This is a genomic window from Burkholderia sp. 22313 (assembly GCF_052045245.1).
GTDB lineage: Bacteria > Pseudomonadota > Gammaproteobacteria > Burkholderiales > Burkholderiaceae > Burkholderia.
This window is the reverse complement of the sequence record NZ_JBQEON010000019.1, coordinates 1-20,158: the sequence shown is the minus strand read 5'-3', so window position 1 is coordinate 20,158 and position 20,158 is coordinate 1. Positions and strand designations below refer to the sequence as shown.

General features: G+C 67.5%; 16 protein-coding genes and 1 pseudogene. 7 read left to right on the top strand and 10 right to left on the bottom strand.

The annotated features are described in order from the left end of the window. Positions 1 to 84 precede the first annotated feature (84 nt). From ACTJKF_RS17070 to dkgB, 4 genes are all read right to left on the bottom strand, one after another. Positions 85 to 1,005, bottom strand: coding sequence for a LysR family transcriptional regulator (locus ACTJKF_RS17070; protein WP_440624677.1), 921 nt, complete (start codon positions 1,003 to 1,005; stop codon positions 85 to 87). Between the two features lie 364 nt (positions 1,006 to 1,369). Further along, positions 1,370 to 2,758: an NCS2 family permease gene (locus ACTJKF_RS17065; RefSeq protein WP_440624676.1), complete on the bottom strand. Its 1,389-nt coding sequence runs from the start codon at positions 2,756 to 2,758 to the stop codon at positions 1,370 to 1,372. Between the two features lie 565 nt (positions 2,759 to 3,323). After that, positions 3,324 to 4,439 carry an alkene reductase gene (locus ACTJKF_RS17060; protein WP_440624675.1) on the bottom strand — a complete coding sequence of 372 codons (1,116 nt, stop codon included), beginning with the start codon at positions 4,437 to 4,439 and terminating at the stop codon, positions 3,324 to 3,326. 77 nt (positions 4,440 to 4,516) lie between these two features. Next, positions 4,517 to 5,323 carry a 2,5-didehydrogluconate reductase DkgB gene (dkgB, locus tag ACTJKF_RS17055; RefSeq protein WP_440624674.1) on the bottom strand — a complete coding sequence of 269 codons (807 nt, stop codon included), beginning with the start codon at positions 5,321 to 5,323 and terminating at the stop codon, positions 4,517 to 4,519. A gap of 167 nt (positions 5,324 to 5,490) precedes the next feature. Here dkgB and ACTJKF_RS17050 point away from each other — a divergent pair, with 167 nt between their 5' ends. After that, complete coding sequence (locus tag ACTJKF_RS17050) at positions 5,491 to 6,432, top strand: LysR substrate-binding domain-containing protein (RefSeq protein WP_440624673.1); 942 nt, start codon at positions 5,491 to 5,493, stop codon at positions 6,430 to 6,432. A 138-nt stretch (positions 6,433 to 6,570) separates the two neighbouring features. Here the strand turns inward: ACTJKF_RS17050 and zwf are convergent, their stop codons facing one another. From zwf to ACTJKF_RS17035, 3 genes are all read right to left on the bottom strand, one after another. Then, entirely contained in the window at positions 6,571 to 8,046 is a 1,476-nt protein-coding gene (gene zwf, locus ACTJKF_RS17045; protein WP_440624672.1) for a glucose-6-phosphate dehydrogenase, read from the bottom strand. 351 nt (positions 8,047 to 8,397) lie between these two features. Then, on the bottom strand, positions 8,398 to 8,976 hold the full coding sequence (locus tag ACTJKF_RS17040; protein ID WP_440624671.1) for a peroxidase-related enzyme: 579 nt from the start codon (positions 8,974 to 8,976) through the stop codon (positions 8,398 to 8,400). 116 nt (positions 8,977 to 9,092) lie between these two features. Then, positions 9,093 to 9,395 carry a hypothetical protein gene (locus ACTJKF_RS17035; protein WP_440624670.1) on the bottom strand — a complete coding sequence of 101 codons (303 nt, stop codon included), beginning with the start codon at positions 9,393 to 9,395 and terminating at the stop codon, positions 9,093 to 9,095. A 380-nt stretch (positions 9,396 to 9,775) separates the two neighbouring features. Here ACTJKF_RS17035 and ACTJKF_RS17030 point away from each other — a divergent pair, with 380 nt between their 5' ends. Continuing rightward, the gene (locus tag ACTJKF_RS17030) at positions 9,776 to 10,966 is read left to right on the top strand and encodes a M20 aminoacylase family protein (RefSeq protein ID WP_440624669.1); all 1,191 of its coding nucleotides are present in this window, start codon (positions 9,776 to 9,778) and stop codon (positions 10,964 to 10,966) included. Positions 10,967 to 11,029: 63 nt separating this feature from the next. After that, a complete protein-coding gene (locus ACTJKF_RS17025; RefSeq protein WP_440624668.1) occupies positions 11,030 to 12,361 on the top strand; it encodes an MFS transporter in 1,332 nt (443 codons plus the stop codon). 39 nt (positions 12,362 to 12,400) lie between these two features. Here ACTJKF_RS17025 and ACTJKF_RS17020 read toward each other — a convergent pair whose 3' ends face one another. After that, the gene (locus ACTJKF_RS17020) at positions 12,401 to 13,321 is read right to left on the bottom strand and encodes a LysR family transcriptional regulator (protein ID WP_440624667.1); all 921 of its coding nucleotides are present in this window, start codon (positions 13,319 to 13,321) and stop codon (positions 12,401 to 12,403) included. Positions 13,322 to 13,428: 107 nt separating this feature from the next. Here ACTJKF_RS17020 and ACTJKF_RS17015 point away from each other — a divergent pair. Both ACTJKF_RS17015 and ACTJKF_RS17010 read left to right on the top strand, forming a co-directional pair. Next, positions 13,429 to 13,971, top strand: a pseudogene (locus ACTJKF_RS17015) (transporter substrate-binding domain-containing protein); the annotation flags it as partial. A 44-nt stretch (positions 13,972 to 14,015) separates the two neighbouring features. Beyond that, entirely contained in the window at positions 14,016 to 15,131 is a 1,116-nt protein-coding gene (locus ACTJKF_RS17010) for a succinylglutamate desuccinylase/aspartoacylase family protein (protein WP_440624666.1), read from the top strand. A 260-nt stretch (positions 15,132 to 15,391) separates the two neighbouring features. Here ACTJKF_RS17010 and ACTJKF_RS17005 read toward each other — a convergent pair whose 3' ends face one another. Further along, a complete protein-coding gene (locus ACTJKF_RS17005; protein WP_440624665.1) occupies positions 15,392 to 16,180 on the bottom strand; it encodes an IclR family transcriptional regulator in 789 nt (262 codons plus the stop codon). Positions 16,181 to 16,407: 227 nt separating this feature from the next. Here ACTJKF_RS17005 and pcaF point away from each other — a divergent pair, with 227 nt between their 5' ends. After that, entirely contained in the window at positions 16,408 to 17,610 is a 1,203-nt protein-coding gene (gene pcaF, locus ACTJKF_RS17000; protein ID WP_124611489.1) for a 3-oxoadipyl-CoA thiolase, read from the top strand. A gap of 103 nt (positions 17,611 to 17,713) precedes the next feature. Here pcaF and ACTJKF_RS16995 read toward each other — a convergent pair whose 3' ends face one another. After that, positions 17,714 to 18,241: a DUF523 domain-containing protein gene (locus ACTJKF_RS16995; RefSeq protein WP_440624664.1), complete on the bottom strand. Its 528-nt coding sequence runs from the start codon at positions 18,239 to 18,241 to the stop codon at positions 17,714 to 17,716. Positions 18,242 to 18,710: 469 nt separating this feature from the next. On the opposite strand from ACTJKF_RS16995, the gene ACTJKF_RS16990 reads away from it, so the two are divergent. Continuing rightward, on the top strand, positions 18,711 to 20,158 hold a 1,448-nt coding region (locus tag ACTJKF_RS16990; RefSeq protein WP_440624663.1), incomplete at its 3' end, for a methyl-accepting chemotaxis protein.

The following is a 20,158-nucleotide window of genomic DNA, read 5'->3' as shown; positions in this document are numbered from 1 at the left end:
ACCGGCAGGGCGCCTAGGACAAGCCCCGATACCGGCCCGACGGCCGCGCATGCGCCGCGCGACCGTTTCAGACCAAGGAACGATTCAACCGAGCGTTTCGTTGACCGCGCGCTGCAGGCACGTGACGAATTGCGATACGGCGGGCGTCGGCAACAGGTCGCGGCGCGCGATGATCGACAGGTCGAAGCGCGGCATGTTTTCGTCGAGCTCGGCCGTGCGGATGCCGAGCGGCGCCACCATCGCGGCCAGCGGGCGCGTGAAGCAGCCGATCACGTCCGAGCGCGCGACGAGCCCGAGCGTCACCGCGAACGACATCGGCGAGCGCAGCAGGCGCTTGGGCAGCGGCAGCCCGCGCGCCTCGAACATCCCGACCATCACGCTGTGCGGGAACTGCTCGGCGCCGACCGTGACGATCCACTCGGCGTCGAGCAATTCCTCTAATCGCCGTGCATGCGCGAGCGGATGGCCTTCGCGCATCACGACCGTGAATTCGGTCGACAGCAGCGGCACCTGCGTGAAATCGCGGTCGAGCGCGGGCACATGGTGCATCGCAGCGATGTCGAGCGTGCCGTTGCGCAGCTGCGCGAGCGCGTCGGGCACCGTCACTTCCTCGAGATGCAGGCTCACGTTCGGCATCGACTGGCGGAATGCCGTGACCGCGTGCGGCAGCGCGGTCAGCGCGATCGACGGCATCGTGCCGACCGCGACACGCCCGGACATTTCCCCCTTCACCTGTTCGACGGCCTCGACGGTGCGGCGCATGTCGCCGAGCAGCTGCTCGGCGCGCGGCAGCAGCGCATGGCCGCAGGCGGTGAGTTCGACGCCACGTACGCTGCGCACGAGCAGTTCGGCGTTCAGCGCCGTTTCGAGTTCGCGGATCGTGTGCGTGATCGCGGGCTGCGTGACGCCGAGTTCGCGCGCGGCGGCGCGCAGGCTCTTGTGATGCGCGGCGGAGACGAACGCGTGGAGCTGCGCGATGTTCAGGTGGTTGCGGATGCGGGTCATCGGTCGGGTCGAGTCTGGCGACGGGCCGGGGCGCCGGCGCGAAGACCGATAGGGTAGCGCGCCGCGACGGCGGGCGCCGGGCGGAACAAAAATCACGGGGCGGTGAACGGCATGGCTCGTCGCGTGCGCGGGCAGACTGATCAGGATGACGAATGACGGCGCTTGCGTGTGCGTGACGCACCGCAGGCCGCATCGCGTTCCGGCCCGGCGCGAACCTGCGCTCGACAGCCGTGCCGCACCGGAAAAAAAAGCCTGGAAACATGCGTTTCCAGGCCGGGAGACCATCAACGACGATGGTGGAGGAGACGTTGTCGTCCCGCTGCGCGCCGCCCTTTTCGCAAGCGACGTCGCGCATGATCCGCGGTCAGATGGCCCAGCCGCCGAGATAGAACGTGACGAGCACGGCCGCGATGAGCACGGTGCCGACGTTGAGCTTGCGAAATTCGCCGCTGGCGATGCGGCCGATCACGAGCGTCGAGAAGCCGAGCATGATGCCGGTCACGATGTTCGCGGTCAGCACGATGAACACCGCGCACACGAGGCCCGACATCGCATCGACCGTGTCGTCCATGTGCAGCTTGCTCACGCTGCCGAGCATCAGCAGGCCGACGTACATCAGTGCGGGCGCCGTTGCGTACGACGGCACGAGGCCCGCGAGCGGCGAGAAGAACATCACGACCAGGAACAGCAGGCCGACCACCGCGGCCGCGAGGCCGGTCTTCGCGCCGGCGGCCACGCCCACGCTCGACTCGATGTACGCCGCCGCCGGCGCGCCGCCGAGGAAGCCGGAGAAAATGGAGCTGATCGAATCGGCGGTCAGCGCGCGGCCGCCGTTGATGATGCGACCGTTCTCGTCGAGCTGGCCCGCCTGGCCCGCGACCGCTCGGATCGTGCCGGTCGCATCGAACACGGCGGTCATCACGAGCGCGAGCACGCTCGGCAGCACGGCCATCGACAGCGCGCCCTTGATGTCCATCGCGCCGATCAGCGATGCGTGGCCCGGTGCGCTCAGCGACGGCAGCGCGAAGATGCCGCGGTACTTCACCGCGGGATCGAACGCGAGGCCGATCAGCGAGATCGCGACCACGACGAGCAGGATGCCGCCCGGCACGCGCCGCTTCTCGAGCCCGAAGATCGCCGCGAGGCCGACGACCGACATGATGACCGGGAACGCGGTGATCTGGCCGAGCGAGACCGGCAGGCCGGCGCCCGGGTTCTTGATCACGAGCCCGACGTCGTTCGACGCGATCAGCAGCAGGAACAGGCCGATGCCGATCCCGGTGCCGTGCGCGACGCCCGCGGGCAGGTTGCGCAGGATCCACGAACGCACGCCGGTGACCGAGATGCCCGTGAACACGAGGCCCATCAGGAACACGGCGCCGAGCGCGACGGTCGGATGCAGGCCCTTGCCGAGCACGAGGCCGAACGCGGTGAACGCGGTCAGCGAAATCGCGCAGCCGATCGCGATCGGCAGCTTCGCCCACAGGCCCATCAGCAGCGAACCGAACGCGGTGGTGAGGCAGACCGCGACGAAGACCGCGCTCGTGTCGAAGCCGGCCTTGCCGAACATGCCGGGAACGACGAACACGGAATAGACCATCGCGAGGAAGGTGGTCACGCCCGCGACGATTTCGCGACGCTGCGTGCTGCCGCGCGACGAAATGCCGAAGTACCGGTCGATGACTCCCTTGGTGCCGAAGTCCGTTTCTTCCGCGCCGACGCCGACCGTCGGCTGCACCGGGGTATCACTCATGAGCTTGCTCCTTTATCAGCATGCTGAAACGGGCCGTGGCGGACCGTCGTCAGGGTGTCTCGAATCTGGTTGGAATGATCGGCAACGTCGTGGGGACGCATGACGCGTGATTCGTGTCGTCGTACGCGCGTCGAAGGGCGCGAGTGTGTCGCGTCATGCGACGCGTGGTGTGGTCGCCCCGTCACGTGTGCTTTGCCGTAGCGAAGGTTAGGCGAACGGCCCATCACGTCCCATTGGGGGAAGAGCATGCAGCGCATGTCGCAGCGCTTATATCGGCGTGCAACGGGGCTTCGTCGTCGCGGAACGCGTGTATACGCCTAGTTCGAATCCGTTAAGGCGATTATTTGAATGCGGGGTCGGCGGGGAGGGCGGCGGCGGCGGACGCATCGAATCTTACCAATTGCTTTCGGTGAGGCTGCGCACGCGCGTGAGAACGGCCGCGTATGAGGCAATGTGCCGCCGTTGGCAACCTGCAGGCGGATGATACCGGGGTCGCGCGCGTGCCGCGCTCGCGTGCGTCCTGGCCCGCCTTGCATCGAGCGCACGGTTGCCGCGCGTATCCGGCTCAGGCTGCGGCCTGAGCGAGCGTCGGGTAGTCCGTCAGGCCCGTTGCGCCGCCGCCGAACAGCGTGTTGCGATCGTGCGGCGTGAGCGGGGCGCCGGTGCGCAGGCGCTCGGGCAGGTCGGGGTTCGCGACGAACGGGCGGCCGAATGCGACGAGGTCGGCCCAGCCGGCGGCGATCGCTTCGCGAGCACGCTCGGCGGTGTACGCGCCCGCGTAGATCAGCACGCCGGGGAACGCCGCGCGCAGTTGCCGCTTGAATGCGGCCGGCATCAGCGGCGCGTCGTCCCAGTCGGCTTCCGCGATGTGCAGGTAGCCGACGCCCAGTTCGCCGAGCAGTTTCGCGGCGGCGAGGTAGGTCGTTTCCGGATCGTCGTCGACGCAGCCGTTCAGCGTGGTCAGCGGCGCGAGGCGGATGCCGACGCGCGATGCGTTGCCGGTGCCTTCGATCAGCGCCTGCGTGACTTCGCGCAGGAAGCGCAGCCGGTTTGCCAGCGAGCCGCCGTAGGCATCGGTGCGCGTGTTCGCGTTCGAGTCGATGAACTGGTTCACGAGATAGCCGTTCGCGCCGTGCAGCTCGACGCCGTCGAAGCCGGCTTCGATCGCGTGGCGGGCGGCGGCGCGGTACTGATCGACGATCCCGCGGATTTCCTCGACCGACAGCGCGCGCGGTTCGGAGGCCTGCACGAAGCCCGGCGTGCTGCCGTCTTCGCCGGCGATGAACACGTTCACGCCCTTCGCCTGGAGCGGCGACGACGACACGGGTTGCTCGCCGCCGAGCAGGCTCGTGTGGCTCAGCCGGCCGACGTGCCAGAGCTGCGCGAAGATGCGGCCGTGCGCGGCGTGGACGGCGTCCGTCACCTTGCGCCAGCCGGCGACCTGCGACAGCGTATGGATGCCGGGCGTCCATGCGTAGCCCTTGCCGAGCGGCGCGATGTAGGTGCCTTCGCTGACGATCAGGCCCGCACTCGCGCGCTGCGCGTAATACGCGGCCATCAGTTCGTTGGCTTCGTCGCCGGGCTGGCTGGCCCGCGAGCGCGTCATCGGCGGCATCACGATGCGGTTCGGCAGCGTCAGCGCGCCGAATGGCAGCGGTTGGAAAAGCGGATCCTGGGTCATGATGATGTCCTGTCGGTGTCGCGGCCGTCGGGCCGCGGCGGATCAAATGGAGAATCGCGGGCAGCGCGCTTGGGTGTCTAGTCCCACTGCGGCGCGAGGCCGGCCGGGTCGACTTCGCGGCCGTTGCGCTCGAGCGCGGCGATCTGCGCCATGTCTGCATCGGTCAGGCGCAGCGTCTGCGCGAGCAGGTTGCTCGCGAGGTTCTCGCGCTTCGTCGACGAGGGAATCACCGAGTAGCCGAGCTGCAGTGCCCATGCGAGCGCGACTTGCGCCGGCGTCGCGTGGTGACGTTGCGCGATCGCGCCGATCACCGGGTCGCCGAGCACCTTGCCGTACGCGAGCGTCATGTACGACGTCACGTGGATGCCTTCGGCATTCAGGAACTCGACCAGCTTGCGGTTCTGCAGGTACGGGCTCAGTTCGATCTGGTTCGTCGCGATCGCATCCTTGCCGACGGCCGCGATCGCTTCCTTCGTCAGTTCGATGTTGAAGTTCGAGATGCCGATCTGGCGCGTGAGGCCCCGCGCCTTCGCGTCGGCCAGCGCGGTCATGAATGACTGGATCGACACGCCGTTGCCCGGTGCCGGCCAGTGGATCAGCGTCAGGTCGACGGTGTCGGTGCGCAGCTTGCGCAGGCTTTCCTCGAGGCTGGCGACCAGCTTTTCCGGTGCGTAGTTGTCGACCCAGATCTTCGTCGTGACGAACAGGTCTTCGCGGCGCACGCCCGACGCGGCGATCGCTTCGCCGACTTCGGCTTCGTTGCCGTAGATCTGCGCGGTGTCGATCGCGCGGTAGCCGACGTCGAGGCCGTTGCGGACCGAGTCGATGACGACCTGGCCTTGCAGGCGGAAGGTGCCGAGGCCGAATGCGGGAATGTTGCTCATCGTGGCTCCTGGGAAGGTGGAACGGGTTCGACGCGGCAACCGGGACGGTAGCGGAAGCGACTCAAACTCGAATGACGCTCGAATGACGCGCAGTGTGCCGACTTTACTTTTGCGGAAAAACGGGTTTATAAACCAAATTGTTTTGATTTGAGATCAAGAATGCAGTCATGAAGATCACGCTCGACGAACTCCAGGCCTTTGTCGCCGTAGTCGACACCGGTTCGATCACCGCCGCCGCGCAGCAGCTCGACCTGACCGTGTCGGCCGCGAGCCGCACGCTTGCGCGGCTCGAGGAAAAGCTGAAGACCACGCTGCTGCGCCGGACCACGCGCCGGCTCGAACTCACCGAGGAGGGGCGCGCGTTCCTGCAGGATGCACGCGCGATCATCGAATCAGTCGAGAACGCCGAGGAGCAGATGCTCGCGCGGCGCGAGATGCCGTCGGGGCGGTTGCGCGTCGACGCCGCGACGCCGTTCATGCTGCACGTGGTCGTGCCGCTCGTGCGCGGATACCGTGAGCGCTTCCCGAAGGTCGACCTGGAGCTGAACAGCAACGAGGGGATCATCGACCTGCTCGAACGGCGCACCGACGTCGCGCTCCGGATCGGCCGGCTCAAGGATTCGACCTTGCATAGCCGGCGGATCGGCAACAGCCGGCTGCGCATCCTCGCGAGCCCGGCCTATATCGAAGCGCACGGGCAGCCGCGCAAGGTCGAGGATCTCGGCAAGCACACGCTGCTCGGCTTCACGCAGCCCGAATCGCTGAACGTGTGGCCGCTGCTCGGCGCGGACGGCGAGCCGTTGCGCATCGAGCCCGGCATCGGGTCGTCGAGCGGCGAGACGCTGCGGCAGCTCGCGCTGGAGGGCGCGGGTGTCGTCTGCCTGTCGGATTTCATGACCGGGCAGGATCGCGACGCCGGGCGGCTCGTGCAGGTGCTCGCGCGGCAGACGCTCGACGTCGAGCAGCCGATCAACGCCGTGTATTACCGGAACACCGCGATTTCGTCGCGGATCGCGTCGTTCGTCGATTACATGATCGAGGTGCTGGGCGGCGGGAGCGGCACCGATGCGCCGGGGCGGCGCAAGGCGGCGTGGATGGGGACGGTGTAGCCGGGGCGGCGGCATCGCGGCAGCCCGGTGCCGTTCCGACGCAGGACGGCTCGGCGGAATTCTTCCCGCCGAAGCGAACGGCGGCGCGACCCGCGGTGTGCAGCGGGCGCGCCGGCATGCCGTCGCGTGCTGCGCTTGTTACGCCTCTTCCGACCACGACATGTTGTCGCGCGCCAGCAGTGCCGACGATGCGGCCGGCCCGAACGTGCCTGCGGTGTACAGGCGCGGACGGTCGCCGAGTTGCTTCCAGCCGTCGAGGATCGGTTCGACCCACGACCACGCGGCTTCGAGCTCGTCGCGGCGCATGAAGTGGGTGAGGCGCCCGCGGATCACGTCGATCAGCAGCCGCTCGTACGCTTCCGCGCGCCGTTCCGGAATCGCCTGCTGCAGGTCGAGGTTCAGGCTCACGGGCACCATCTTCATCCCGCTGCCCGGCTCCTTCGCGAGCATCTGCAACTGGATCGACTCTTCCGGCTGGAGCTGGATCACGAGGCGGTTGCTGTAGTGGCGCGGGCCGCTCGGGATGATCGAGAACGGCATATCGGCGAACTCGATCACGATTTCCGACTGGCGGCGCTGCAGCCGCTTGCCGGTGCGCAGGAAGAACGGCACGTTCGCCCAGCGCCAGTTGTTGATGTGCGCACGCAGCGCGACGAAGGTTTCCGCGTGGCTGTCCGCCGGCACGTTCTCCTCGTCGAGATAGCCCTTGACCGGCTGGCCGTCGACCGCGCCGGCCGTGTACTGGCCGCGCACCGTGTCGCGCGCGACGTCCGACAGCGCCATCGGCCGCAGCGAGCGCAGCACCTTCAGCTTCTCGTCGCGCACCGCGTCCGGGTCGAGCGACACCGGCGGCTCCATCGCGACGATGCACAGCAGCTGCAGCAGGTGGTTCTGCACCATGTCGCGCAGCGCGCCGGTGTGATCGTAGAAGCCCGCGCGGCTGCCGACGCCGACCGTCTCCGCCACCGTGATCTGCACGCTGCGGATGCTCGGCGCCTGCCACAGCGGCCCGAAGATCGGGTTGCCGAAGCGCAGCACCATCAGGTTCTGCACGGTTTCCTTGCCGAGGTAATGGTCGATCCGGTAGATCTGCGATTCCGCGAAATGCTTGCCGACCGCGTTGTTGATCGCCTGCGCCGACGCGAGATCGTGGCCGAGCGGCTTTTCGAGGACGACGCGCGAGCGCGCATCGACCAGATGCGCGGCCGACAGGTTGTCGCAGATCGTCGTGAACAGTTCCGGCGACGTCGACAGGTAGAACACGCGGATCGCATCGCCGCGCGCCGCGTCGGCGAGCCGGGCGTAGTCTTCCGGCGCGTTCACGTCGATCAGGACGTACTTGAACAGGTCGAGGAAACGGGCCCACGCTTCGGCGTCAAACGCCTTGTCGTCGATGAACGGGCGCGACTGCTCGTCCATGAACGTGCGGTAGCCGTCGATGCCCCAGTCGCGGCGGCCGACGGCGATGATGCGCGTCTCCGGCGGCAGGTTGCAGTGCAGGTGCGCCATGTACAGCGCGGGCAACAGCTTGCGGGCGGCCAGGTCGCCGCCGCCGCCGAAAATGATCATGTCGACGGGGTGCTCGGCTTCGGTCTGGTTGGGCTGATTCGTCATGAGTGGTTCGCGGTCTGAAACGGGTGAGCGTGGAACGGACGTCGAAGCGCTGGGCGCCGGTGCATCGGCGTGCCAGTACGTGAAAACGCTAATAGTGCACGGTTTTGATCGATTGCGTGCAGGTTCGCGTTCGATGTGGCGAGCGATCGGGACGGCTGCAGGGTCGCCCGGGCGCCGTGCTTGCTTACAAGGCTTTCGAGTGCGAGCCGGCGGTCTGTCGTGCGATGGTGCGGCGAGACGGCAAGGTGGCTGCCGGCGGCACGGACCGGTGCGACGACAACATGACGGGCCGAACGCATGCGCGCCGGCCTTGCTTCGTGACGGCGTAAGGATCGCCGCGCCTGGCGGCGATCAGCGTCCCAGCGCGTAGAACTCTGCGTTGGGCCGCATGTTCGTCACGTTCGCGATGCGATTCGACATCCCGAAGAACGCCGAGATTGCCGCGATGTCCCAGACGTCCTCTTCAGTGAAGCCGTGCGACTTCAGCGTGTCGAAATCCGCTTCGCCCACCTGGTGCGCCGTTTGCGACACCTTCATCGCGAAGTCGAGCATCGCCTTCTGCCGGGCGGTGATGTCGGCCTTGCGGTAGTTGGTCGCGACCTGGTCGGCGATCAGCGGATCCTTCGCGCGGATGCGCAGGATCGCGCCGTGCGCGATCACGCAGTACTGACACTGGTTCACGCTGCTGGTGGCCACGACGATCATTTCCCGGTCGGCCTTGGTGAGGTTGCCCGGCTTGTCCATCAGCGCGTCGTGGTACGCCATGAACGCGCGAAACTCGTCCGGGCGATGCGCGAGCGTGAGGAACACGTTGGGGATGAAGCCCGACTTCTCCTGAACGGCGGCAATCCGTTCGCGGATGTCGTCGGGCAAGTCGTCCAAAGCCGGTATCGGGAAGCGGCTGACGGGGGCGTTGTCTGCAGCGGTCATGGGGTCTCCTGAGTAAGGTGGCACCGGCCACCTCGATGCACGAGTCGTGGCTGAAACGATACCCTGTTTCTTGCCGACTTCCCGGGTTTCCCGACGGAACCCGGTCAGCCTCGTCCCTATGACGGCGGCACCGATTCCGCGCTTGCCGCTTTCAGCCCGGCAAGCACCAGCGACACCGCCGCGCTTTGAGGTTCAGCCGTCAACACGCCGACGCGTTGCACCGCCGTCGAGATCTTCAACGGCAATTGCCGCAGCTCGCCATTCAGATCCGTTTCGCCGTGCCGCAAAGGGGTCGATACGAACAGGCATGGCACGCGCCGCGCCACGGCGCAATTGGTCAGGTGTGACGTCGATTCCATCAACACGTGCGGCGGGGCAACCCCCGCTGTCGCGAACTCGACTTCGAGCGCGGTTCGCATTGGCGAGCCCATCGAAGGCATGAAATGGGAAGACGGGTACGGACTCTCAGGCCATTGTTGATCCAGGAATCCGTCACGCACTTCCCAGTGCGCCGTGACACCGTGTAGCTTTTGATTAGATGCGGATACGACCTTCGATTAGATATGGATACGGGCGCCAACGGTATCGCTGGAACGCCCGTGACATAAGGCGCATCCGCATCTAGCCGCAAGCGACACACCGCCGACCCGTGACCGTACTAACCCTGATTAACAAAACTTATCGCGGTGAAAAATTCCGCATCTTATTGAACGGATATCGGCTCGCTATAGTGGCTCGCTTTCCCGCACGCAACCCTGCGCGTGCGGCTGACACGCTGACGATCAGCAGGAGCCGCTTGATGACCACCGACGTCCGATTCACCGAAATCGAGGATCTGATGCCCGCCGCCGGCGGGCTGCGCGAGATCCGACATCACATCCACCATCACCCGGAACTCGCATACGAGGAGCACGAGACGGCGGCGCTCGTCGCGGACAAGCTCGAGCAATGGGGCTGGCAGGTGACGCGCGGGGTCGGTCAGACGGGGGTCGTCGGCACGCTGCGCGTGAGCGACGGCACGCGCAGCATCGGCATCCGCGCGGACATGGACGCGCTGCCGATCCTCGAGGCGACCGGCCTGCCGTATGCGAGCGGCACCCACGGCAAGATGCACGCATGCGGCCACGACGGCCACACGACGATGCTGCTCGGCGCCGCGCAACACCTCGCGAAGACGCGCAACTTCTCCGGCACCGTGCACCTGTATTTCCAGCCGGCGGAAGAGCACGGCGTCGACAGCGGCGCGAAGAAGATGATCGACGACGGCCTGTTCGAGCGTTTCCCGTGCGACGCGGTGTTCGGCATGCACAACCACCCGGGCGCGGCGCCCGGTGTGTTCCTCACGCGCCGCGGCCCGTTCATGTCGGCCGGCGACAAGGCGATCATCTCGATCGAGGGGGTCGGCGGCCATGCGGCGCGCCCGCACCTGACGGTCGATCCGGTGGTGGTCGCGGCAAGCATCGTGATGGCGCTGCAGACGATCGTCGCGCGCAACGTCGACCCGTCGCAGCCGGCGGTGGTCACGGTCGGCTCGATGCACGCGGGCACCGCGAACAACGTGATCCCGAACGGCGCGCGCCTGGAACTCAGCGTGCGTTCGTTCAGCCCCGACGTGCGCGCGCTGCTCAAGCGCCGCATCGTCGAGCTCGCCGAGTCGCAGGCCGCGAGCTATGGCGCGACCGCGCACGTCGAATACATCGAAGGCTATCCGGTCGTCGTCAATACGGATGCCGAAACGGATTTCGCCGCGCAGGTCGCGCGCGAACTCGTGGGCGATGCGCACGTGGTCGAGCAGGCCGACCTGCTGATGGGCAGCGAGGATTTCGCGTTCATGCTGCAGCAGCGGCCCGGCTCGTTCGTGCGGCTCGGCAACGGCGAAGGCGAGGACGGCTGCATGGTGCACAACCCGAAGTACGACTTCAACGATCGCAATCTGCCGATCGGTGCGGCATTCTGGACGCGTCTCGTGGAGCGTTATCTCGGGCGGTAATCCCGGCGGCGGCGGGTGACGACCGGCCGGCGCTTCCGGCCGCATTGAGAGGAGACACGAACGATGCAGAAAGACCATCTCGCGCTGCACCCCGCGTCGACGGGGGCCGCCGCGACCGATGCGCACGGCGCGCCGGCCGTCACGAAGCGCGGCGCGATCGCGGCGGCCGTGATCGGCAACTGGCTGGAGTTCTTCGATTTCACCGTGTACGGCTTTTTCGCGGTGCTGATCGGCAAGCTGTTCTTCCCGTCGAGCGACCCGACCACGTCGCTGCTGCTGTCGGTCGCGACGTTCGCCGCCGGCTTCTTCACGCGGCCGCTCGGCAGCGTCGTGCTCGGCGTCTATGCGGACCGCAAGGGCCGCAAGGCCGCGCTGAACCTGACGATCATGCTGATGGCGCTCGGCACCGGCCTGATCGCGATCGCGCCGACCTACGCACAGGCTGGCGTGGCCGCGCCGCTGCTGGTCGTCTTCGCGCGGCTGATGCAGGGCTTCTCGCAGGGCGGCGAGTTCGGCGCGGCGACCTCCACGCTGATCGAGCAGGGCGGCACGTCGCGCCGCGCATTCCGCGCGAGCTGGCAGCTTGCGACGCAGGGCGGTGCCGCGTTGATGGGCTCAGGCTTCGCGGCGCTGCTGTCGAACACGCTGACGAAGGATGCGCTCGAGGGCTGGGGCTGGCGCCTGCCGTTCCTGGTGGGCGTGCTGATCGCGCCGGTCGGCATGGTTCTGCGCCGCCGGCTCGCGGACGATGCGCCCGGCGACAACCCTCACGGGATCGAACGCGGCGTGCTGCGCGAGCTGTTCTCGCAGCACACGCGCACGGTGCTGCTGTTGATGCTGACGGTGATGGGCGGCACGGTGTCGACCTACATCCTGACCTTCTACATGCCGACCTATGCGATCCATACGCTCGGGCTGCCGATGAAGCTGTCGATGTTCGTCGGCGTCGCGTCGGGCTGCGTGATGCTGGTGACGTGCCCGCTGTTCGGCTGGCTGTCGGATCGCCTCGGCAGCCGGCGCATGCCGATCTTCGTCGGGCGCGGCGTGCTCGTGCTGCTGCTGTTCCCGGCGTTCTGGCTGATGAACCATCATCCGACGCTGTCGGTGATCCTGCCGCTGACCGCGTTGATGCTGCTGTTCTATTCCCTCGGCTCGGCCTCGGAGATGGCGCTGATGTGCGAATCGCTGCCGCGCCACGTGCGGGCGACCGGCATCTCGATCGCGTATGCGCTCGCGGTGACGATCTTCGGCGGCACCGCGCAGCTGATCGCGACCTGGCTCGTGAAGACGACGGGCAGCAAGCTCGCGCCGGCCGGCTACGTGGCCGCGTGCGTGGTGCTGTCGCTGATCGCGGTCGCGATGCTGCGCGAGACGGCACGGGAATCGATGGACTGACGCGACGTGACCGACCGTGCCTCGGGCGGCGCGCCGCGCCTATCGCCCGCGCACGGTTCTCAGGTACGACGCGAGCATCGTCGCCAGTTCCTGCGCGGCCGGCGTCAATGGCACGGCCGCGCGCTGCAGCAGGCAGATTTCCTGCGATTCCGCGTGCTCGCGCACCGGCACCTTCGCGAGCGCGCCGGCGAACGGCCCGTGCCGCGTGACGGCTTCGGTTTCGAGCGCGAGGCAATCGGTCTGCGTGACGAGCTGCAGCGTCTCGAACATCCCTTCGACGGTCGCGATGATCTTCGGCGGCGGCTGACCGTGTACGTCGAAGTACGCGAGCAACCGGTTGACGACCGGATCGGCGCTCAGGTTCGGCGAACGCGTCGACACCCACGCGTAGTCGGCCAGCTCGGCAAGCGATTGCGCGCGCCGCTTCGGATGGCCGCTGCGGCAGACGACCACCGGCGCCGACGCATGCAGCGGCGTGACCGCGAGATCGGTCGTGTCGGTCTGCTTCGCGACGAGCGCGATCGCGAAATCCACCGCGCTTTCGCGCAGCCAGCCGATCATCATCCGCGACGTGCCGGTGCGCAGGTGCACGTCGACCTTCGCGAAGCGCGCGCGGAATGCCGTCAGCACCGGCGCGAACGCGTCGATCAGCGGTTCGGCCACCAGGCCGAGCGTGACCGTGCCTTCATAGGCGCCGCTCAGTTGCCGGATCTCGTGCTCGACCTGCTCGCATTCGCCGAGGATCGCGCCAGAACGCGCGAGCAGCCGCTGGCCGACGGCGGTCGGCACGATGCCGCGATTGGTGCGCGTGAACAGCGTCGCGCCGAGTGTTGCCTCGAGGCTCTGCAGCTGCTGGCTGACGCCACTCTGTGCGAGATCGAGCGCGCGTGCGGCGGCGCGCAGGCTGCCGTGTTCGACGACGGCCTGGAAGATGCGGAGCTGGGACAGCGTGAACGCCATGGTCGAGCGCGAGGCCGGTGATCGGAAATACCGATCATGATAAGACAGCGGGCAATTCCGGCGGCGACGCGCGCACACTACGATCGCAGGCAGTCCGGCCCATGCCGATTCCGGCGCTGCAGGCGCGCAAGATCGACGCGATCCTGTCGTCGATGGCGATCACCGAGAAGCGCGAGAAACAGATCCTGTTTTCGTCGAAGCTGTTCCGCTTCAAGTCGCGGCTCGTCGCGCGGCCCGAGCGCGGGCTCGGCAGCACCACCGCGTCGCTGGCCGGCAAGCGCGTCGGCGTGCAGTCGGGCACGCAGTTCGAATCGTGGGCGCTTGCGCACTGGGCGCCGGCCGGCGTCGGCGTGGTGCCGTACAAGAGCCAGGACGACGTGTTCGCCGACCTCGTCAACGGCCGGCTCGACGCCGCGCTGCTCGGCACGGTGGAAGCCGACTACGGCTTCCTGCGCCAATCGAAGGGCAAGGGCTTCGCGTTCGTCGGCGCGCCGCTCGACCTGGGCGATCGCGGCGTCGGCATCGGGATGCGCCGGTCGGACACGGCGCTCAAGGCGTCGATCGACGGCGCGATCGCGTCGATGCTGAAGGACGGCACGTACGACCGCATCGCGAAGCAGTACTTCGATTTCAACCCGTACGGCGACTGAGCCGCGCGCCCCGTTTTCCCCGCATTTTTCATTCGAGACCATCGATGCAGATTCGCACCACGCCGCTCCTGCCGCCGTCGATCGGCACGCAGCGCACGCTGACGAGCTTCCATTTCGGGCCGGCCGACGCCGGGCGCAAGATCTACCTGCAAGCCGCGCTGCACGCGGACGAGACGCCCGCGATGCTGGCCGCCGTCGCGCTCAAGCAGCGGCTCGCGCAACTCGACACGGATGGCCGGCTCGCGGCCGAAATCGTGCTGGTGCCGGTCGCGAACCCGATTGGACTCAATCACCATCTGCTCGGGCAATTCATCGGGCGGTTCGATCTCGCGAGCGGGCGCAACTTCAATCGCGGCTTCCTGCCGCTCGCGGAGATCGCCGCGCGGGCGCGCGACCGGCTCGGCGACGACGGCGCACGCAATCGCGCGATCGTGCGCGAATGCGTCGGCGCGGCGCTCGACGAGATCGCGCCGCGCACCGAGTTCGACGCGTTGCAGCTGGCGTTGCTGAAGCTGTCGCATGACGCCGACGTCGTGATCGACCTGCATTGCTCGCTCGAAGCGGTGATGCACGTGTACACGAGCGACACCGCGTGGCCGCAGGTCGAGCCGCTCGCGCGCTATCTCGGCGCGGAGGTGTCGCTGCTCGCCGAGGATTCCGGCGGGCATGCGTTCGATGATGCGCATCACCTGCTGTGGTCGCGGTTGCGCGCGTATTTGCCGGACGGCACACCGATGGCGGCCGGCACCGTGGCCGTGACGGTCGAATGTCGCGGCCAGCGAGACGTGACATACGAATATGCACAGCGCGACGCGGGCGCGCTCGTCGACTATCTCGTGTGGTGCGGCGCGGTGCGTGGCGAGCGCACGCCGTTGCCGCCGCTCGTCGCGCCAGCCACGCCGCTCGCGGGCAGCGAGCAGTTCTACGCGCCGGTGAGCGGGATTCTCGTGCACCGCGCGACGATCGGCGCGACGATTCGTGCGGGCGATCCGCTGTTCGACATCGTCGATCCGCTGACGGATGCGGTCACGACGATCTCGAGCGCGACCGATGGCGTGTTCTACATGCGCCGCGCGATCCGTTTCGTGACGGCCGGGGCGCCACTCGGCCGCGTGACGGGCACGGTGCCGGTGCGAAAGGGGATGTTGCTGGGCGCGTGAGCGGCGGGTACGGTGTCCGAGAGGCGCCGCGCAATTTCGTTCTCGTCAAATTGACCGGGCTGTGCCGCATCACTAATTTGAGCGGTGCGGAGTTCGCTCCGCGTTCCGTGAGAAGGCGTTATAGCAGAGTCAGAGTTGAGCGGGCGGCCGGGTGCCGCCCGTCTTTTTATGCGTGAATTGTCGTATCGCCGATACGGCAAGCGAAGCCGACGCCGCGGCGCGCCGGCTTTGGGGGAACGCCCAGCCGCTGGCCCGCCCCCTCACCCGCGCCGCGCCACCAGTTCCGACACCGTCTGCGCGGCCTGCTGCAGCGGCCCGAGAAACTCCTTCACCATCTGCTTCGCGGTGTGCCGCTGCGCGTTGCCGCTGATGTTCATCGCGGCGATCACCTGCCCGCGCCGGTTGCGGATCGGCGCGGAGAGCGACATCAGGCCCATTTCGAGTTCCTGGTCGACCACGGCCCAGCCTTGCTGGCGCACCTGCGCGATCGTCGCCTTCAGTTCGCCGATGTCGGTGATCGTATGCTGCGTGTGCGCGCGGATGCCGCTCTGCGCGAGCGTTTCGTCGAGCGCGGCATCGTCGAGCGCGGACAGCAGCACGCGGCCCATCGACGTGCAGTACGCGGGCAGGCGGCTGCCGATCGACAGGTTGATCGTCATGATCTTGTGCGTCGGCACGCGCAGCACGTAGACGATCTCGGTGCGGTCGAGCACGGCGGCCGAGCAGCTTTCATGGATCTGCGCGGACAACTGCTCCATCACCGGATCGGCGAGATTCCAGAACGGCATCGACGTCAGATACGCGAAGCCGAGCTCGAGGATCTTCGGGGTGAGCCGGAACAGCCGGCCATCGGCCTCGACGTAGCCGAGCGTCTGCAGCGTGAGCAGGATCCGGCGCGCGCCGGCGCGCGTGAGCCCGGTGGCCGACGCGACCTCGGTGAGCGTCTGCTCCGGGCGCTGGGCGTCGAAGGCGCGGATTACCGCGAGGCCGCGCGCGAACGACTGCACATAGGAGTCGCCGGGTTTCGTCTGGATGTCTTCGGTGGTCATGAACGGTCGGATTGTCGTGCAGCCGAGAAGATAGCGCATGGGGCCCGGCACGCCAACCGCACCGCGGACCGGGCGCTTGACAGGTCGTCCCCGCACTCCCTATGATGCGTTGAACGTTCGATACACGATCTTATGTTCGTATATAGAACATTTAAGCGCATCCCGGCGGGCAAAGCAAGGGGCGCGTTTCATTCATTTCCCAGCCTTGCATGAGACCGGAGACACCGATGACCGAAGCTTTTCTGTGTGATGCGATCCGTACCCCCATTGGCCGTTACGGCGGCGCGCTGTCCGGCGTGCGCGCCGACGATCTCGGCGCGGTGCCGCTGAAGGCGCTCGTCGAGCGCAATCGCGACGTCGACTGGACAGCGATCGACGACGTGATCTACGGCTGCGCGAACCAGGCTGGCGAGGACAACCGCAACGTCGCGCGCATGTCCGCGCTGCTCGCGGGCCTGCCGGAGGGCGTGCCGGGTTCGACGATCAACCGCCTGTGCGGTTCCGGGATGGACGCGGTCGGCGTGGCCGCGCGCGCGATCAAGTCGGGCGAAGCCGCGTTGATGGTCGCCGGCGGCGTGGAAAGCATGACGCGCGCGCCGTTCGTGATGGGCAAGGCCGCGAGCGCGTTCGCGCGCCAGGCCGACATCCACGACACGACGATCGGCTGGCGCTTCGTCAATCCGCTGATGAAACAGCTGCATGGCGTCGACTCGATGCCGGAGACGGCCGAGAACGTCGCGGTCGACTACAACATCAGCCGCGCCGATCAGGACCTGTTCGCGCTGCGCAGCCAGCAGAAGGCCGCGCGTGCGCAGCAGGACGGCACGCTGGCCGAGGAAATCGTGCCGGTCACGATTCCGCAGAAGAAGGGCGATCCCGTCGTGTTTTCGCGGGACGAGCATCCGCGCGAAACGTCGCTCGAGACGCTCGCGAAGCTGAAGGGCGTCGTGCGCCCGGACGGCTCGGTGACGGCCGGCAACGCGTCGGGCGTCAACGACGGCGCGGCCGCGCTGCTGCTCGCGAACGAGGCCACCGCGAAGCGTTTCGGCCTGACGCCGCGTGCGCGCGTGCTCGGCATCGCGACGGCCGGCGTCGCGCCGCGCGTGATGGGCATCGGCCCGGCGCCCGCCACGCAGAAGCTGCTTGCGCGGCTCGGGATGACGATCGACCAGTTCGACGTGATCGAGCTGAACGAAGCGTTCGCGTCGCAGGGGCTCGCGGTGCTGCGCATGCTCGGTGTCGCCGACGACGATCCGCGCGTGAATCCGAACGGCGGCGCGATCGCGCTCGGCCATCCGCTCGGCGCGTCGGGTGCGCGTCTCGTGACGACCGCGATGTACCAGCTGCATCGCACCAATGGCCGCTTCGCGCTGTGCACGATGTGCATCGGCGTCGGCCAGGGCATCGCGATCGCGATCGAGCGCGTCTGAGCGCGTGATGCGGTGAAGCGTGCGCGGGATGCGCGCGGCTTCGCCGGGTTTCCTTTCTGGAAGAGGTGGCCGGCACGAGAAGATCGTCGTGCCGGCCACATCGTTATTCAGCCTGCGATAGTCGTGCAACGCGTGCCGCGAGCGCGTCGATCTCGGTGTCTGCGAACACCTCGATACCATGCTCGCGCAGCAGCGCCGCCGTGACCCCGGCACCCGCATGCCGCCGGCCCGTAAAACTCCCGTCGTAAATGAAGCTGCTGCCGCACGACGGACTCCCGTCCGCCAGGATCGCGAAGCGGCAGTCGTGCGCGTGCGCCAGCGCAAGCGCGGTTTGCGCGCCGTCGACGAATTGCGCGGTCACGTCGGTGCCATGCACGTCGACGATGCGCGCGGCACCCGCCAGAACGCGTTGCCCCGCTTCGCCGTTCGCGATTTCGGCGGGCGGACGCGGCACGCTCAATCCCCCCGCCAGTTCCGGACACACGGGCACCAGACGCCCTTCGCGCTGCCATCGTTCGAGCATTTCATGCGCGGCGGTCTTCGCCGAGCCGTTGTAACGGACGGGGTGACCGAGCACGCACATGCTGACGAGGATCTTTGGCGTGGCCGCGGGCCGTGGCGCATTCTGCAATGTCGTTCTCCGTGTTGGCGGGGGCGAGCGAGCGGAAATTCTACGCGCGGGTTGCGTTTGCGCGCGTCAGGCCGTCGGTGCTTCCAGAGGGACGTACTCCGGTGCGACCGACTCGATTGATACCGGAATTTTCTCAATGCGCTCACATGCCGGTTGAATGAAGCCGATCCGGCTGAATCGCTTCGCCGTGTGCAACGGTTGCCTGGATTGGCCCGTTGTCCGACGTTATCCCATAAAGCATCGGGCCACTTCGGCAAGGTGCCGGACGCGAGTATCGCGGGATTATTTGATCGAAATCATCGTGGCGGTCGAATTCGACATTTTTATGCGTTTCCGCATTAAGGTTTTTCCGGAGCCTGCCGACAGCAAGGACGAGACTGTCGTAAAGCGATAAACCGTTTTTCGGCTACTGAGCGCGATTTTCGCGCCGCGCGGGTTCTGCATCCGGACCCGCCTTTCGGAGCCCTGCATGCGCAACAACCAGCCTGTCACCCAACAAGAATTCGAATTTCCCGACGACGTCACGCTGATGTCGACCACCGATGCCGACAGCATCATCACATACGCGAACACGACATTCGCGTATGTGAGCGGCTTCTCGAACGACGAACTCGTCGGCCAGCCGCACAACGTCGTGCGGCACCCGGACATGCCGAAGGAGGCGTTCGCCGACATGTGGGCGACGCTGAAGAACGGCGAGCCGTGGACCGCGCTCGTGAAGAACCGCCGCAACAACGGCGACCACTACTGGGTGCGCGCGAACGCGGTGCCCGTGATGCGCAACGGCGCGCCTCACGGCTACCTGTCGGTGCGCACCCGCGCACCGCGCGACGAGATCGCGGCCGCCGACGCGCTGTACCGCGCATTCCGCGAAGGCAAGGCAGGCGGGCGCCGTTTCCACAAGGGCTTGATCGTCCGCACCGGGCTGCTGCGCATCGCGTCGCTGCCGCAGACGATGTCGGTGCGCGCGCGCGTTCACGCCGCGCTGGGCGTGGTGGCGCCGGCGGTCGTCGGCGCGGGTTGGGCATGCGGGCTGGCCGGCGGCGGGCTTGCGGCATTTGCGGCCGCGGCGGTGGGCGTGTCGGTGGCCGCCGGCTGGTGGTTCGATGCGCAGATCGTGCGTCCGCTGAAGCGGCTGCACGACCAGGCGCTGAACGTCGCGACCGGCGAAAGCCGCCGCGGCGTGAGGATGAACCGGGTCGACGAGATCGGCATGACGCTGCGCACGATCAACCAGCTCGGGCTGATGTTCCGCTGGCTGGTCGACGACGTCAGCGAGCAGGTGCACAACGTGCAGCGCGCGAGCAACGAGATCGCGCAGGGCAACAACGACCTGAGCGCGCGCACCGAACAGGCTTCGACCAGCGTGCAGCAGACGGCCGCATCGATGGCCGAGATGACGGCCACCGTGTCGAGCAATGCGGAGACGGCGCTGCAGGCGAACCAGTTGTCGGTGTCGGCGAGCGAGGCGGCCGAGCGCGGCGGGCAGGCGGTGAGCGAGGTCGTCACGACGATGAACGACATCACGGCGAGTTCGCGGAAGATTTCCGACATCATCGGCGTGATCGACGGCATCGCATTCCAGACCAACATCCTCGCGCTGAACGCGGCCGTGGAAGCGGCGCGTGCGGGCGATCAGGGGCGCGGCTTCGCGGTGGTCGCCGGCGAGGTGCGGGCGCTCGCGCAGCGCAGCGCGAACGCGGCGAAGGAGATCAAGACGCTGATCGGCGCGAGCGTGGACCGGGTCGAATCGGGCGCACGGATCGTCGATGGTGCCGGCAAGACGATGGAGGACATCGTCACGCAGGTGAAGCGCGTATCGGACCTGATCGCGGAGATCAGCTCGTCCACGGCCGAACAGAGCACCGGCGTGGCGCAGGTCGACCAGGCGGTCGTGCATCTGGACAACATCACGCA